This is a genomic window from Clostridium tyrobutyricum (genome assembly GCF_019144085.1).
Taxonomy (GTDB): domain Bacteria; phylum Bacillota; class Clostridia; order Clostridiales; family Clostridiaceae; genus Clostridium_B; species Clostridium_B tyrobutyricum_A.
Genome location: NZ_JAHHUY010000002.1, coordinates 21,183 through 39,048 on the forward strand (window position 1 = coordinate 21,183; position 17,866 = coordinate 39,048).

Here is a 17,866-nt window from a genome sequence, read left to right on the forward strand (position 1 = left end):
CTGAAAATTAAAATATATCAAAAGTCTTATATACATGCAGCTGGTGAAGTGCTCTTGTTGCCATTATATATCTAAGTTTATTCTCATTTTGTGAAGATGTTGAAAAATCATCTATCATGAGAACTGCATCAAATTCCAAACCCTTTGCAAAATAGCTTGGAAGTATTACCTCTCCCTTAGAATATATCATATTTTCCTTATCAAATGTATCTATGTGAATTTTACTTTTAATCAATCCATCTATCAATTTTACTTCTCTCATAGATCTACATACAACAGCTACGCTTTCATATCCATCTTGCTTTAATTGAACTATGTCATGGACAATATTATCCATAAGATCATTTATGCCTTGGACTTGTATATCCTTAACTTTCTTTCCAGATCTAACTGAAGATATAGAATCTATACTATTATCCAAATATTTATTTGCATATTCAATAATCTGACTTGTAGATCTATAACTAGTTTTCATTGAAAAATATTTAATATGTTCATTTTTAAATATTTTTTCCAAACTCATCATAGCACATTTACCTGTTGCTGGAATAATTGTCTGATTTGTATCTCCTACTATAGTAAATGATTTACAATTTGTAATTTGCTTTATAACTATAAATTCCAAACTAGAATAATCTTGTGCCTCATCTACTACTATGTGCCTTAAATTTAAATTATATTTCAATCCTTCCAGTTTTATTTTAAGATACAATATAGGTGCTAAATCTTCATATATAATTTTGTGATTATTATTAAAATCATTATATATATTAATTATATCTGGATTTTTCAACCAACACAGTTTTTCATTTTTAATTTTTATAACTTCTTTTATTACATCTTTTATTGCATTTTTTCTTCTAAATTCTAAATTAGTAGCCTTATTGTTTAACTCTCCCTCTGCCAAATTAGATATACTTTTTTTATAATCTTCATTTATCTTTCTTACAATCTTATTCCTTTTATCTCGTATTTTAGAATATATCACACGAATTATTCTGTCGCTTCTCTTAAAAAGAGGCATATATTCAAAATGTATATTTAACATATCTTGTATTTCTGATTTTTTAACTATTACCTCATCATAGAACCTCACATCTTCAACTTTAAAATAGTTATTCTCAAGTTCATTAATTAAAGAATCAAGTTCATTAATATATTCAGTTGATCTTTTATGCATAATTTCAACTTTGAAATTATTTTTGTTTTCCAATATATCTTCCATATATTCCTTAAAATCCAAAGTATTATCTATACCTGCAATACCAGAAGCAAATTCTCTAAAAGTTGTCTGCAGTACTCCTTCTTCTCCAAGACTTGGTAGGACTGTAGAAATGTAGTCCATAAATATACTATTTGGTCCAAGTATGAGCACCTTTCCCTGCAGTTCAGCCCTATAATTATATAAAAGATAAGCTATTCTATGAAGAGCTATTGTAGTTTTACCACTTCCCGCAGCCCCATTTACAACCATAATGCTCTTTCTAGGCTGTCTTATAAGTTCATCCTGTTCTTTTTGTATGGTCATAACTATATTTTTTAATTTTTGATTGGAATTTTGACTCAAAACAGCTTGCAGTATTTCATCCTTAACATTCAAGCTTGAATCAAACATGCCTTCCAAATTTCCATCTTTTATTATAAATTGTCTTTTAGATAAAATATTTGCTTTTTCTCTTCCTTCAGGTGCAGTATACTCAACAGCTCCCAACTTTCCCTCATAAAATAATGAACTTACAGGGGATCTCCAATCAACTACTATAGGCTCATATTCATTTTCACTGGTTACTCCAAATCTTCCTATATATATTATTTCTTGACCATATTTATCAACAAATTCTACTTTTCCGAAATATGGTGAATCTTTTAAAATTGTAAATTGTTTGAGCTTCATATCTACTAATTTGAATTGTTCCTCTTTTACAAATATTTCATGATTAAAATAGTCTATCTTTTTATCTTCATCATCTCTATATTCTTCGAGATTTTTTTCTCTATATTTTAAGATAAAGTCAACTACCCTTTTTCTAGTATCTATAAACTCCAATATCTGACTATTGATTTCTTTAATAGTATCATCTAATTTTTCTTTTTCTTTATTTATCTCGATTTCCTTCAAAAGCTCTTTTTCCAATTCTGTATTCTTCATAAATCTATCCCCATTTTCACAAAATATATCTTAATCTGAATTCAATGGAAGCTCTTGCTTATGATTTTTTACTATATCCATAAATTCATCACCCATAAGAGTTTCTTTCTCAATAAGTAAATTCGATATTTCTTCCAAAAGATTCATATTATTTTCAAGTATACTGACAGCATCCTCATGACATTTTTTAATTATATTTAAAGTTTCCTCATCAATAATAGCTGATGTTTGAGCACTACAGTTTTGAACAGGTCTTCCATCTAGATATTTATTCTGCATGGACTCCAAACCCATCATGTCAAATCTATCTGTCATTCCATACATAGTTACCATGCTTCTAGCCATTTGAGTGGCTCTTTCTATATCGTTTGCTGCTCCTGTAGATATACTATTAAATTTAACTTCCTCAGCTGATCTTCCACCTAACATAACACTTATCTTATCTAACATTTCCTGCTTTGTATTCAAGTATTTTTCCTCTTCCGGAAGCTGCATTGTATAGCCTAGCGCTCCCATGGTTCTTGGCACTATGGTTATCTTGTGAACAGGATCCGTATGTTTTAAAAGAGCAGCTATAAGTGCATGACCTACTTCATGAAATGCAACCTTTTGCTTTTCTCCTGAAGAAAGTATTCTGTCTTTCTTCTCTTTACCAGCTATGATAACTTCAACTGCTTCCTCCAAATCTTCCTGTTTTACAGACATTCTTCCATCTTTTACAGCTCTTAGAGCAGCCTCATTTATCATATTAGCCAAATCAGCTCCTACTGCACCTGGAGTAGCTTTTGCTATATCATTCAAATCAACATCTGTAGAAACTCTTACACCCTTTATATGAACTTTTAATATTTCTTCTCTGCCCTTTAAGTCAGGTCTGTCAACTATTACCCTTCTATCAAATCTGCCTGGTCTTAAAAGTGCCTTATCAAGTACTTCCGGTCTGTTAGTAGCTGCCAATATGACTACACCACCTTTAGATGAGTCAAAGCCATCCATTTCAGCTAGAAGCTGATTTAAAGTTTGTTCTCTTTCATCATTTCCACCAGATATATTGCCATCTCTGCTTTTACCTATTGCATCAATTTCATCAATAAATACTATACAAGGTGCCTTTTCCTGTGCCTGTTTAAAAAGATCTCTTACTCTAGCTGCACCCATTCCAACAAACATCTCTACAAATCCAGAACCTGAAATGGAAAAAAACGGTACTTTTGCCTCTCCGGCAACTGCCTTCGCAAGAAGCGTTTTTCCTGTTCCTGGAGGTCCTACAAGAAGTGCACCTTTAGGTAATTTAGCTCCTATAGCTACATATTTTTGAGAATTATGAAGAAAATCTACTATTTCAACTAAAGACTCTTTTGCTTCCTCCTGTCCGGCTACATCTCCAAAATTTACACCGGTTTCATTTTCAGCATATATCTTTGCAGTATTTTTACCAAATGACATAACTCCACTGCCCATTTTTTTGCCAAATATACCGAGAAAAAGTCTCCACATCAAACCCAATATTATGATTGGTATTACCCAAACTGTAAAAAAGTTTTTTACTGCTGAATTTTCCTGTGGAATACCTCCATATTTAACTTTAGCTTTATCCAATTTCTCAACTAGATCTGGATCATTGATTCTTTCGGTATATAAAATTTTTCCGCTGCTGTCCTGTTTGGGAATAATCATTAATTTATCCCTGCTTATTTGTACTTCAGCAACTTTATTCTGATTAACATAATTCATAAAATCACTATATTGTATATGCTGTGATTTCGTACCGCTTATGTAATCATTTAATATAAATATTATTACAACAACAGCTAAAGCATAATATATAGTATACTTCCATTTATTGCCATTAAATTTCTTATTATTGAGCATATTTATCCTCCACTTTATTTCATATATATTTATATTATAACAATAAATAGACTTTTTCCGAATAGCATTAATAAAAATTTTTATATATTTCTATTAACATATTGAAAATATTATGAAAATCTCTAAAATTTGCGACAACAAATTTTAGAGATTTTCTTTGTGCTATTTAGCTAATTCATATATTGCATGAGCATATATCTTGGCATTTTTAATTATGTGATCTATTTTTATATATTCATTTGAATTGTGGATTGTCTCAGGTTCTCCCAATATCATTGGTCCAAAAGCTACCATATTGGGCATATCCTTTGCATAGGTTCCGCCACCTATTGCAAGAAGCTTAGCTTCCTCCCCAGTTTGTTCAGTATAAACTTTCTGCAATATCTTAATTAAAGGATGATTCTCCGGGAAAAACAATGGTTTTTGATGCATCATATTTTGAATTTCAAATCCTAATCCAGATATTCTATTATTAAATGGATCCATCATATCTTCATATTTAAAAGTTACTGGATATCTAAGATTAAATGCCAGAGAAATTTTATTATCCTTCATATGGACTGCACCTATATTAAATGTAAGTTTACCTGATTCCTTATCTTCAAGTGCTACTCCAAAAGATTTTCCATCTGTTTCATAGCCTACATATCTATTGAGAAAATCTATTATATCGGATATATCTGATTTTTCGATTTTTAATTCTCCTAAGATTTTAAACATCTGCATCACTGAATTGTTACCAAGCTCCGGAGTACTCCCGTGAGCTGCCAATCCAGTGACAGTTATCACAACTAATCCTTTTTTGCATTCTACTTTTGCTTCTATATTATTTTCATTGCAAAATTGATTTATAGCATTTATAATATCCTCCGAATTCTTAACTTTTAACCCAGCCTCACAATGGTTTGGAACCACATTGGCACGTTCGCCGCCTTCTATATATTGTACCGATACATCTCCGTAGGCCTTTACCTTAATATTTTTAACCAAATCAAATGTTACTATACCTTTTTCAGCGTATATAATAGGATAGTCTCCGTCTGGGGTGAAACCCATTATAGGAGGTTTTTCCCTATCTTTATAATATTGAATTTCAGAACATCCGTTTTCCTCATTAGTTCCAAAAATTATTCTAACTCTCTTGGAAAGGGGAAGTTTTAAATCTTTTATAACTTTAAGAGAATAAAGAGTAGTTATAATAGGCCCTTTATCATCCATAGTTCCACGTCCATACATTTTTCCATCATGAATTTCAGCACCATAAGGTGGAAATTTCCATCCCTTTCCCTCAGGAACTACATCAAGATGCCCTAAAACAGCAATATAGTCTTTTTCTTCGCCATACTCTGCATAACCCACGTAACCATCTAAATTTTTAGTCTTGAATCCTAATCTTTCAGAAATCTCAAGTGCCTTATCCAGTGCCTTCGACACACCTTCGCCAAATGGCTTACCTGGTTTTTTCTTATCTGTTACACTTTTTATTTGAACAATTTCTCGAATAGATCTTATCATTTCATCTTTTATTTCTTCAACTCTATCATTTATTCCCATATTAAACCTCCACTCTGTTTAAATATCAAATCTCAGATATCAAAATGCAAATATTGTAGCTATTCAGTTGATACCAAATATCTTAATTATTTGCATTTTGTTCTTTTTACTCTGAAATTTTAGTAGGCTCTTCCCCAATAAACCAATTTTTTAGCTTTCTTTCCGCAATACACACAAGTATCTGAAACTTCTTCCTGTTCAAATGGCATACACCTTGAAGTTGCTCCTGTTTCCTCTCTTATTTTATCTTCACATTCTCTATCTCCGCACCACATTGCTTTTACAAATCCTGTTTTATTTTCTACTATATCTTTAAATTCTTTCATATTTACTGCTGCATGAGTCTTTTCTTCTACAGATTGTTTTGCCCTATTAAACATATTATTATGAATATCATCTAAAAGTTCAGGAATTTTATCTTCTAAATCTTCCATTGGAACAAATATCTTTTCTCCTGTATCTCTTCTTGCAAGAACAACTTGATTTTTTTCAATATCTTTAGGACCTACTTCAAGACGAATAGGTACACCTTTCATCTCATATTCACTAAATTTCCAACCTGGCATTTTATCACTATCGTCTAATTTTACCCTGGCAATTTTTGATATTCTATCTTTTAATTCATTTGCCTTTTCAAGTACTCCCTCTTTATGCTGGGCTACTGGTACTATAATAACCTGTACTGGTGCTATTCTTGGTGGAACTACAAGCCCGTTGTCATCTCCATGGACCATTATAATTGCTCCTATAAGACGTGTAGTAATTCCCCAGGAAGTCTGATATACATATTGAAGTTTTCCATCTCTATCTGAATATTGCATTCCAAAAGACTTTGCAAAGTTTTGTCCCAGGAAATGAGATGTTCCTGCCTGAAGAGCCTTGCCATCATGCATCAATGCTTCTATTGTATAGGTAGCTTCTCCTCCTGCAAATTTTTCTTTCTCAGTTTTTTGTCCTTTTAAAACTGGCATTGCCAGAACATTTTCACAAAGTTCTGCATATATATTCAACATTCTCTTAGTTTCTGATTCTGCTTGTTCTTTAGTTTCATGAATTGTATGACCTTCCTGCCATAAAAATTCTGTAGTTCTTAAAAATGGACGTGTAGTCTTTTCCCACCTTACTACAGAACACCATTGGTTATAAAGTTTAGGAAGATCCTTATAGGATTGAACTATTTTTGCATAATGTTCACAAAATAATGTTTCAGAAGTAGGACGAACACATAGTCTTTCAGTGAGTTCTTCATCTCCTCCATGAGTTACCCATGCAACTTCCGGTGCAAATCCCTCTACATGATCCTTTTCTTTTTGAAGAAGACTTTCAGGTATGAATACAGGCATATATACATTTTCGTGCCCTGTTTCTTTGAATCTTTTATCAAGATAACTTTGTATACTCTCCCACATTGCATACGCATATGGTCGTATTATCATGCATCCCTTTATACTTGAGTAATCCGCCAATTCCGCTTTTTTTACTATATCAGTATACCACTGTGCAAAATCTTCATCTCGTGATGTTATCTGTTCTACTAATTTTTTTGACTTTTTTGACATTATTTTTCCTCCCAATTGTGTTTTAAAAATATAAAAAACCTCAATCCCTATAATAGGGACCGAGGTTATATCGGCGATACCACCCTGATTAATATACTTCAAATTTAAAATATATTCTCTCAAGTCATAACGACATCTCTGCCGCTGTAATTTTATATTACAGAACTCTAAGGTAGGTTCAAAACATTCTTTGGAAACTTTCACCTTCCGTTTCCTCTCTAAAAAAGATATGATTTTACTAATCCTCTTCTTTGATTTCAATTATTCAAAATTCACCTTTTATATTAAGATACAAAAATTATATTGTCAATAAAAAATTATTCCATTTTTGATATATATCTTTTAGGATCTATATCAAAATATTTACATATATCATATATTTCTTTTAGAGTACTGTCATTCATAGGAATTCCATTTTTCATCTTATCATTATATGCCTCAACTTCTTTTTGTCCATGAGTATATATTTTAACTGCACCTTTTGCTTTATTTGAATTTCTAAGTTCATCTAAATATTTTGAAAAACCGTCTTCAATTGATTTCTTGTCTCCAAATATTCCATAGTCCACTGCACAAAAATAATGACAAGTACCTGATCCGCCTTTACCATCCAGATGCACATAATTTCCTGTCAATCCACCTGATAAAATAGCTGTAAACATCTCAACTGCAAGAGCGAATCCATATCCCTTATGTCCTCCTGTCAATTCGCCTGATCCACCCAAAGGTACTATGCCTCCACCTAAATGTCTTGGAACATTATATAAAATGTCTTTAGGATCTGTGGTATCTTCTCCATTTGCATTTAACGCCCAACCTTTTGGAAGAGGTTCTTGTCTTTTATTGTATACTTCAACTTTTCCTCTCGTAACTACGCTTGTAGCCATATCCATTAAAAATGGATATGGCTCTGCAGGCATGGCTATAGCAATAGGATTTGTGCCGAGCATAGCCTCTTTCCCAAAAGTTGGTACTATAACTGCTGGAGAATTTGTCATTGAAATTCCCATTAATCCTTTTTGTTCCGCCATTCTAGCATAATACCCTGCAATTCCATAATGATTTGAATTTCTAACTGTTACCATTCCTATTCCAGAAGTCTTAGCCTTCTCAATAGCCATATTCATTGCCTTCTTAGCGATTAGCTGTCCCATTCCAGCTTGACCATCCAATGTGACAGATACTGGTGTTTTCTTAACTATTTTAGGTTCAGATTTAACATTTATTAATCCACTTTTTATTTCAGTGTAATATTTTACCAATCTCTGGATTCCATGAGATTCAATGCCAAATAAATCCGACAATAACAAAACCTCTGTTATAGTTTCACTATCTTCTAATTGGAAACCAAATTTTTCAAAAACAAGATCACACATTTTTTTTAATTCTTCATATTTAACTTTAGTGTATGTCATTTTTTCTCCTCCTACTATTGTTGTTTTACACATTGAAACTTTATCAAATTAAAATACAATTATATATTATCACATTATTTATTACTCCGTCTCCCATATTCCATCTTTTAAAAATGATTTCGCTTTTTCTTCAGCCTTATTTACAATATCCTGTTTATATCCTAAAATGCTTAAAAGTTTTATAGCATTTTGAGTTGTAGATCTTCCGTCATGAATTTTATAGTCGAACATTATCTCATTGTCAACTATATTCTCCTGGAAATGATAATTCTCAAAATAATCCTCAAGTATATGAGTAAGTTCTATATCATGGGTAGCGGCTATACATATACAATTGCTCAATGTAAGATATTTAAGTATTTGTGATGATGCTGCTATTCTCTCAATTGTATTAGTTCCTCTAAGTATTTCATCTACAAAACATATAGTTGGTATATCTTCACCTATACTATCGATGATTCTCTTCAGAGATTTTGTCTCTGCCACGTAATAACTCTCTTTACTGAATATATTATCCCGCAGCGCCATGGAGGTATAAATCTTCAGGTAGCATCCTTCGAAATAACTGGCAGTACATGTACATATGGTTTGTGAAAATATTATATTTAAAGCTAAAGTCTTCAAGAATGTTGACTTTCCAGATGCATTGGATCCTGTAATTAAAATGGAATCATTAATTTTCAAAGAATTGGCTACAGCTTTGTCTATAAGTGGATGAACCATATCCTTGATAATAATAGTATCACCTTGTTTATTATTACATTTACGTAATTTGGGGACAACATAGTTTTTCACTCTATCTCTATAGGATGCAATGGATATATAACTATCTATATTGCCAATTATGGAATATATGGTTCTAAAATCCTCACTTTTTTGTCTTAAAGCACTATTCATCTTTTCATAATTAATTAAGTCCGTTAAAAACAATATATTCATATATTCCATCATTAATCCTATATCCGAACCATTATTTTCTAAATTGAAGGAGAGATTTTTAATATTTTTTATAGATTTAATAGAATTTTTCAATCTGTCATTGTATTCTCCCAATTCATCCAAATTAGTTCTTAATATTGCATTACCACACTTTACTACTTTAGTTATATAGGTGAAATCTCTAAGTTTATAATCCAATCCTTTTTTAAAAAAGTAATGAAGCATAATATTTATTACAAAGCATAAAATTATACATGATACTCCTAAATACTTATTTAAGAATATTAACGCAACTGATGCAATAGGTAAAACCCTAAAAATTCTATATACATTTAAATATGATGTTGATTTTTCATTTTCATACTGATTATAAAAATAGTTAGTTATTGAGCTTCCTCTTTTTCTACCTAATTTAGCAATTATGTATTGTACAGTCTTCCTCTTATCAGAGTTTTTTCTAAAATATTCTATGACCTTGTTTCTATATTGTAGTTTTTCATCATTATATACAGGTTCTCTCAACATGGCATAAAATATCTCTTCTCCAGCAGTACTGAAAGTGGTATCTATATCCCTAAATACCTCATCCATCTCCAAATCATTCCATGTAATTTCATCAATAAAAAAACTGCCTTTTCCATATTGCTTTATATTGTAAAAGTATCCCGATATATCATTAAGTTCTTCTATATTATATTTTTTATCTGACTTTTTACCCCATTGTTCTTCCACTCTTCTTTTGGTATCTTCATTATTTCTTAAATTTGATACAATAGAAACTACAGCAATTATTATTACAACTATTATCAAGTATCCTATTATTGCAATCAACTGCATACCTCCTCATATTAAAATTGACATATTTTTATTATATCAGAAAATATGCTTGAAATTAAAAAATCTACCTGAAAATTACATTTCAAATAGATTTTTACCTGATTTTATAATTAATATTATTACTTTTTCAATACATGTCTATCATATCTTTCATACATTAAAAATGCAACTATTGAAAAGAATAAGGGCCCCCCCATCATCCAGATAGTATCTGTCCAATTTCCTTGAGTTGCCGGTTGAATTATTGTAAAAAAATTAGCAAATCCTACTGTAAAAGTAACCAATATAGTACAAACCCAAGTTATAGCTCTATTTTTATATACTTGAAAGGGTTTTGCTATTTTTTTGTTATTTTTAAAAGCTACAAATGCCCCTGATAAGAACATATAAGGCAGAGTCATCGCCACATTAGTCATTAAAACAAGCCTTGAAAAAAATTTAGCAGCAGCATCTCCTCCAAAAGATACAAGAGCCACAAATACCACTACTACTATACACTGTATCCACATGGCATTTAAAGGCATTCCATCTTTAATTTCAGACATTTTTTTTGGCCACAATTTTTTTGGTGTACCCTCTATAATCTGTTTCAAGGGTGAATAACACAATGTAAAGAAAGCTCCTGTCAAAGCCAAAAACATTGATAGCCCTACAAATCTAGCTATCCAGGCTCCAATAGTAAGGGAAGCAGCTTGGCTCATGTTAAAGCTTTGACCGAATTGATATCCTAGATTTTGCATAACTACATATGCAGCATTTGCCATATGAACTCCCTTTACTGATAATACATCGTTCCAATTAGTAAATATTCCACATAGAAATATTCCCACTGAATATCCTACTGTAATAATTAAAGCAGCTATAGTAACGCCCTTAGGAAATGTGACCTCAGCTTTTTCAGTCTGATCTACCAATCCTCCAACTACTTCAATACCTCCATATGCAAATATTGCAAAGACTAAAAACGATAACATCCCGATGGGAGATTGATATTCTGGATTAGGTGACTTTACAAAAGTATATGTTGAAGTAACCGCTTGTGCAATATGACCTCCATTTGCTGCAAGTATAATTAATGCCCCGATCAATAATACTATATTCAGAATTACAACTGCTGTACCTCCTACCGAAGTTATTTTAGTAATCTTTCCTAATCCTTTTGAAGCTATAAATGTTACAAGTATTATCCATAATATTCCCAATATTCCTATAGTTTGAGTAGAATTTAAACCAAAGATTGTCCATGTAGAGGTTATATCTTTTCCAAATATTGCATTTGAAAAAGGAATCCATATTGTGGAGCATATATTCACCATCCATACAATATAAGAAGCAAACCACATAAATGTTCCTACAAAAGCATATTTAGGACCTACAGCTCTCTCCATCCATGAATAAATACCACCTTTTTCATTCTTAAATGCCGCACCATATTCAGCCATCATAAATGCATATGGTATAAAAAATGTAATTCCAGATAAAATAAACCACGGAATTGCTCCATATCCCATTAAATAAAATGATCTTGGCATATTTGCAAAACCAAATACAGAAGTAAATATCATTAATATCAGAGTATTAATTTTCATTTTATCCTTTTCGATTACGTTTACATTCGGTGATGTCATTATTTCCCCTCCTTGTTTAAAATATTATATCTATTTATTACAACCCTATTATATATACCATATTTTCATACTTTTTTGCAATAATAAACTTATAATTCATCATAACAAAATATTTTTTAATATATTGACATTTTTTAAACGTTTTATTTGATGTTTACAATTATTTTTAATTTCTTTATTCTGAATATTAATACTGATTATTAATTCGAATTTTATAACAATATTAATTTCATATCAGTTATCTCAATTTAATTCATATATATATACTGTTTTTATTGTTAATTGCCTTATAATTGTTTACTATAAATCATCTTCAATACTTTACTAATTTATCAATGCATTACAGTGTATTAAACAGATATTATGTATTAGCATTTATTCATTATCATATATATTAATTCTAGAATTTTAATGCATATTAACTTTTATGGGGATATTTTTCTTTGTTTAAATAATTTTTTATAATAATTATTTATAATAATTATTTGATTTTAATATTAATTTTTTAAATTTCACTATTAAAATTTATTATACTTACATATAAAAATCAATAAAAATTTATTTATATGATAAATACGACTATCTAACTCAAAGTTCATTTTGAATTAGATAGTCGTATAATTCATAATTTAAGGAATCTTTTCCTGTTCTCTAATTTTTAAACAAATCTCGTGGTATATGGCAGTATCCGTTAGGATTTTTATGAAGATAGTTTTGATGATATTCCTCTGCCTCATAAAAATTCTTAAGATGCTCTACTTCAGTAACTATTGGATCTTTGTATTTTTTCTGCTCATCTTTCTTGGATTTATCTATTTCTTCTATATCTTCCTCATTTAGATAGTAAATTCCCGTTCTATACTGATTTCCTACATCATTACCCTGTCTATCCTTTAAAGTTGGATCAACTATCTTCCAGTACGCCTCCAATAATTCCTTAAGTATTGTAAGATTTTCATCGTATTCTATAAGGCAAGCTTCTGCAAAACCGGTATTGTAATTACAAACTTCTTCATAAGTAGGATTTTTAGTCTTTCCATTTGCATATCCCACTACTGTTTTTGAAACTCCTTTCATTGAATCAAAGTATGACTGTACTCCCCAAAAACATCCTCCTGCAAGAACAATTTTTTTCATATATATACTTCCTTTCAATTAGAAATTAAGTTTATTATATACCAAATTGCAAAAAATAAAAGAGCAGCTGTCTCAAATTTCATATTTGAACAGCTGCTCTTTTATTTTATATGGATTCTGCAATAAGATCTCCCATCTTTACAGTTCCAACTAATTGTTTTCCTTCCCTCATAATATCTGGAGTACGATATCCCTTATCCAAAACTTTTGAAACAGCATTTTCTATATCATCAGCTGCTTCATTCATATTAAAACTATATCTAAGCATCATGGCAACACTCATAATCGTAGCTATTGGATTGGCTTTGTCCTGCCCTGCAATATCCGGTGCAGATCCATGTATAGGTTCATATATACCTACCTTTCCATCGCCAACACTTGCAGATGGAAGCATTCCAAGAGAACCTGTAAGCATTGATGCCTCATCACTTAAAATATCTCCGAAAGTATTTTCAGTTACAATTACATCAAATTGCTTTGGATCTCTTATAAGCTGCATGGATGCATTATCCACATACATATATTGTAAATCTATATTCTTATATTCTTTTCCAATTTCAGTTACAGTTTCTCTCCAAAGCCTTGAACTTTCAAGAACATTTGCCTTGTCTACCAATGTAAGTTTTTTACCTCTCTGGCCTGCTATTTCAAAAGCCTTGCGTGCAATTCTGTCAATTTCCGGAGTTGAATAGGAAAGCGTATCCCAGGCCTTTTGTCCTCCTGGTATATCTATACGTTTCTTCTCTCCAAAATAAGCTCCTCCAATTAGCTCCCTTACAATCATGATATTCAATCCATCACCTAGAACTTCAGGTTTTAAATTAGAAGCTTCTTTAAGCTGTGGAAATAAAATGGCAGGCCTTAAATTTGCAAATACTCCAAGTGCTTTTCTTATACCTAAAAGTCCTATCTCCGGCCTCAAATTACTTGGTATGTTATCCCACTTTGGTCCTCCAACAGCACCTAGAAGAACTGCATCACTAGCTTTACATACATCTATAGTTTCCTGAGGAATAGGTCCTCCAGTTTTATCTATAGCTATTCCTCCTAACAGTACCTCATTCAAGTTAAAATTTACTTTATATTTTTTAGAAACAGCATTTAATACTTTAAGTGCTTCACCTACTATTTCCTTGCCTATTCCATCGCCTCTTATAACTGCTATCTTCACTTGTTTGACACTTCCTTTTTAACATAATTTATCAATCCATCTGAATCTATGATTTTTTGCATGAATGGTGGAAATGGTGCAGCTTTATAAGTTTTTCCCTTGGTAATATTTTTTATAATACCTGCAGCTACATCTATTGAAACCTCATCCTTATCTTCTATATCCTTGGCTGCTTCTTCACATTCCATTATTGGAAGACCTATATTTATTGAATTTCTAAAGAAAATTCTTGCAAAACTTTCTGCAATTACACATCCAACTCCTGCTGCCTTTATAGCTATTGGTGCATGTTCTCTTGAAGAACCACATCCAAAATTTCTTCCTGCTACAATTATGGATTTCTTCTTGGTTTTTTCATTAAATTGACTATCCAAATCTTCCATACAATGAGAAGCTAATTCTTTAGGATCACTTGTATTTAAGTATCTTGCAGGTATTATTACATCTGTATCCACATTATCTTTATATTTAATTGCTTTTCCTTCTATCATTATTTTACCTCCTCAGGTGATGTAATTTTTCCAGTTATTGCAGATGCTGCCGCTACTGCTGGACTAGCCAAATATACTTCACTTTCTGGATCTCCCATTCTTCCAACAAAGTTTCTATTTGTAGTGGATATTGCTCTTTCACCTTTAGCAAGTATTCCCATATATCCTCCAAGACAAGGTCCACAGGTTGGAGTACTTACTACTGCCCCTGATTTTATAAATGTTTCAATAAGACCTTCTTTTAATGCTTGGAGATAAATCTTCTGAGTTGCTGGAATTATAATTGCTCTTACATTTTTATGCACCTTTTTGCCTTTAAGCACTTTAGCCGCTATTCTCAAATCACTTATTCTTCCATTTGTACATGAACCTATAACGGACTGATCTATAGCTATATCTCCAACTTCATCAATAGTTCTTGTATTTTCAGGAAGATGAGGGAATGAAACTGTAGGTTTTATAGATGACAGATTAATCTCTATGGTCTGTTCATATTCCGCATCATTATCTGCAGTATATACAGTATATTTTTTTGTAGAATGTTCTTTCATATATTCAATGGTGTTTTCATCAACTTCAAAAATACCATTTTTAGCTCCAGCCTCAATGGCCATATTGGTAATTGTAAATCTATCATCCATAGGTAGGTTACTTACTCCATCTCCTGTAAATTCCATGGATTTGTAAAGAGCTCCATCTACTCCTATCTGGCCTATAATATGAAGGATTACGTCTTTTCCACTTACCCATTTTGAAAGTTTTCCTTTTAATACAAACTTAATTGCAGGTGGTACCTTGAACCATGCCTCTCCTGTTGCCATGCCAGCTGCCATATCTGTACTTCCTACCCCTGTAGAAAAAGCTCCAAGTGCACCATAAGTACAAGTATGTGAGTCAGCGCCTATAATCACTTCACCTGCTACTACAAGTCCCTTTTCAGGCAATAGTGCATGTTCAATTCCCATCTGTCCTACTTCAAAATAATTCTCTATACCTTTATCCCTTGCAAATTCTCTGACACATTTACATTGTTCAGCAGATTTTATATCCTTAGTAGGTGAAAAATGGTCTGGTACAATTGCGATTTTCTTCTTGTCAAAAACCTTATCTAATCCTGTCTTTTTAAATTCCCCTGCAGCAACAGGTGTTGTTATATCATTTCCTAAAACCAAATCTAATTTACAATTAATTAGCTGGCCAGCTTTTACGCTATCTAATCCTGAATGTTTTGCTAAAATCTTTTGTGTCATAGTCATTCCCATTTGCGTATCTCCTCCTATTGTTTCGATTGCTTAGATATTTTAACTCTAATTTATTTATTATATATTAAATTTAAATTTAATAAAACTACTAATTTTAATTATCTGCTACTTTTGAATATTTTATAGTTTCATCATATATTCTGTTTATAGCATTTACAAGTGCTCTTGCACTTGCCTCTACTACATCTGTACTCATTCCTTTAGCATTAAATACCTTGCTGTCACCTTCTTTTTGTATTTGCACGGTTACTTCTCCTATGGCATCTTTTCCACTTCCTATTGATTTTATAAAATAATCTTTAAGTTTCAGATGCATTCCTGATGCTTTTTCAATTGCTTTAAATGAAGCATCAACAGGTCCATCTCCATAGGCAGCTTTTCTTATCTTTTCACCTTTAAATTCAACTTCCACAGTAGCAGTTGATATCATTGTATTTCCACTTGAAAATTGGAAATAGTCTAAACTATATGCCTCTGGAACCTGAAATATTTCATGATTCATTATTGTTTCTATATCTTCATCTGACACTATCTTCTTCTTTCCTGTTAAATCTTTAAATTTACTAAATGCTTCATTTATCTTATCATCACTTAAATTATCATATCCTAGTTCTTTTAAATGTTCTGCAAATCCATGTCTTCCTGAATGTTTACCTATTACCAAAGTACTTTTCTTAATTCCAACGGATTCCGGAGTCATTATCTCATAAGTTTCACTGCAGGCAAGTACTCCATGCTGATGAATTCCAGCTTCATGTGCAAAAGCATTAGCTCCAACTATAGCTTTATTATTTGGTATGTTCATTCCTGTTGCATGACTTACTATCTTGCTTGTTTTAGCTATTTCTTCAGTTATGATGTCCGTCTTGCATTCAAAATAAGATTCCCTGGTCTTAATGGCCATGACGACTTCTTCCAATGCAGCATTTCCTGCTCTTTCTCCAATTCCATTAACCGCACATTCTACCTGTCTTGCACCATTTTTAACTGCCGCTATTGAATTTGCAACTGCCATACCTAAATCATCATGACAATGAACGCTTATAATCGCTTTATCTATATTAGGTACATTTTCCTTGATTCCTTTAATGAATTTTCCATATTCCTCTGGAATATCATAGCCAACGGTATCTGGTATATTTACTATATCAGCTCCTGCATCTATTACACCTTCCAGTACCTTGTATAAAAATTCAGGATTCGTCCTAGTTGAATCTTCTGCAGAGAATTCAACACTTGGACAAATTGACTTTGCATACTTAACCATATCTACTGCTCTTTTATAAACTTCCTCCGGTGTCATTTTTAATTTATATTTCATATGAATATCGGAAGTAGCTATAAATGTGTGTATTCTAGGTTTTACTGCATATTGGACTGCCTCCCATGCTCTATCAATATCCTTTTTTACTGCTCTTGAAAGTGCTACAATTACTGGTTTTTTTACAGTCTTAGCTACAGCTCTAACTGCCTCAAAATCTCCTTCAGAAGCTATTGGAAACCCTGCCTCTATAACATCTACATTCATTTTTTCAAGCTGCTTTGCTATTTCTATTTTATCCTTAATATTCAAGTTAACTCTAGGAGTCTGTTCTCCATCTCTCATAGTAGTATCAAATATATAAACTTTATTATTTTTCATATTAATTCCTCCAAATTTTAATTTTAAATACAAAAAGGCATTCTTCTCGCTATGGGGCGAAAAGAATGCCGCGGTACCACCCAAATTATTACTCAATGTATATAACGACTTATGCCGACACAGCTTACTATAATTCAGCCTGCAATTCAAGGATGAGTTTCAATTTACAGTATTTATGAGTTTTCACCATTTCTCACTCTCTTTAAAATA

Annotated in this window: 12 protein-coding genes and 2 other annotated features (1 of these 14 running past the window's edge); all 12 genes read right to left on the reverse strand. The window is 31.7% G+C overall.

All coding sequences use genetic code 11. The features are described 5' to 3' along the window. Window positions 1-7: 7 nt before the first annotated feature. On the reverse strand, window positions 8-2,149 hold the full coding sequence (locus KM800_RS00905) for a HelD family protein (protein WP_217811377.1): 2,142 nt from the start codon (window positions 2,147-2,149) through the stop codon (window positions 8-10). A 30-nt stretch (window positions 2,150-2,179) separates the two neighbouring features. Continuing rightward, window positions 2,180-4,021: an ATP-dependent zinc metalloprotease FtsH gene (gene ftsH / locus KM800_RS00910; RefSeq protein WP_217811378.1), complete on the reverse strand. Its 1,842-nt coding sequence runs from the start codon at window positions 4,019-4,021 to the stop codon at window positions 2,180-2,182. A 162-nt stretch (window positions 4,022-4,183) separates the two neighbouring features. Then, window positions 4,184-5,575, reverse strand: a complete 1,392-nt coding sequence (gene pepV, locus KM800_RS00915; protein ID WP_217811379.1) for a dipeptidase PepV — start codon at window positions 5,573-5,575, stop codon at window positions 4,184-4,186. A gap of 119 nt (window positions 5,576-5,694) precedes the next feature. Beyond that, the gene (proS, locus tag KM800_RS00920; RefSeq protein ID WP_217811380.1) at window positions 5,695-7,134 is read right to left on the reverse strand and encodes a proline--tRNA ligase; all 1,440 of its coding nucleotides are present in this window, start codon (window positions 7,132-7,134) and stop codon (window positions 5,695-5,697) included. Window positions 7,135-7,185: 51 nt separating this feature from the next. After that, window positions 7,186-7,395, reverse strand: a binding site (T-box leader). Window positions 7,396-7,451: 56 nt separating this feature from the next. Beyond that, a complete protein-coding gene (locus tag KM800_RS00925) occupies window positions 7,452-8,549 on the reverse strand; it encodes an Ldh family oxidoreductase (RefSeq protein WP_217811381.1) in 1,098 nt (365 codons plus the stop codon). Between the two features lie 81 nt (window positions 8,550-8,630). Beyond that, a complete protein-coding gene (locus KM800_RS00930) occupies window positions 8,631-10,319 on the reverse strand; it encodes a MutS-related protein (protein ID WP_217811382.1) in 1,689 nt (562 codons plus the stop codon). Window positions 10,320-10,444: 125 nt separating this feature from the next. After that, window positions 10,445-11,953, reverse strand: a complete 1,509-nt coding sequence (yjeM, locus tag KM800_RS00935; RefSeq protein WP_217811383.1) for a glutamate/gamma-aminobutyrate family transporter YjeM — start codon at window positions 11,951-11,953, stop codon at window positions 10,445-10,447. A gap of 651 nt (window positions 11,954-12,604) precedes the next feature. After that, window positions 12,605-13,090 (reverse strand): peptide-methionine (S)-S-oxide reductase MsrA, encoded by a 486-nt coding sequence (gene msrA, locus KM800_RS00940; protein ID WP_217811384.1) that lies wholly within the window; start codon window positions 13,088-13,090, stop codon window positions 12,605-12,607. Window positions 13,091-13,196: 106 nt separating this feature from the next. After that, window positions 13,197-14,261: a 3-isopropylmalate dehydrogenase gene (leuB, locus tag KM800_RS00945; RefSeq protein WP_217811385.1), complete on the reverse strand. Its 1,065-nt coding sequence runs from the start codon at window positions 14,259-14,261 to the stop codon at window positions 13,197-13,199. Next, window positions 14,258-14,752 (reverse strand): 3-isopropylmalate dehydratase small subunit, encoded by a 495-nt coding sequence (gene leuD / locus KM800_RS00950; RefSeq protein ID WP_217811386.1) that lies wholly within the window; start codon window positions 14,750-14,752, stop codon window positions 14,258-14,260. The genes leuB and leuD overlap by 4 nt, the downstream gene beginning before the upstream one ends. Further along, window positions 14,752-16,014 carry a 3-isopropylmalate dehydratase large subunit gene (leuC, locus tag KM800_RS00955; protein WP_217811387.1) on the reverse strand — a complete coding sequence of 421 codons (1,263 nt, stop codon included), beginning with the start codon at window positions 16,012-16,014 and terminating at the stop codon, window positions 14,752-14,754. The genes leuD and leuC overlap by 1 nt, the downstream gene beginning before the upstream one ends. 94 nt (window positions 16,015-16,108) lie before the next feature. Beyond that, window positions 16,109-17,656 carry a 2-isopropylmalate synthase gene (locus KM800_RS00960; RefSeq protein ID WP_217811388.1) on the reverse strand — a complete coding sequence of 516 codons (1,548 nt, stop codon included), beginning with the start codon at window positions 17,654-17,656 and terminating at the stop codon, window positions 16,109-16,111. 49 nt (window positions 17,657-17,705) lie between these two features. Then, window positions 17,706-17,866, reverse strand: a binding site (T-box leader) (it continues 35 nt past the right edge of the window).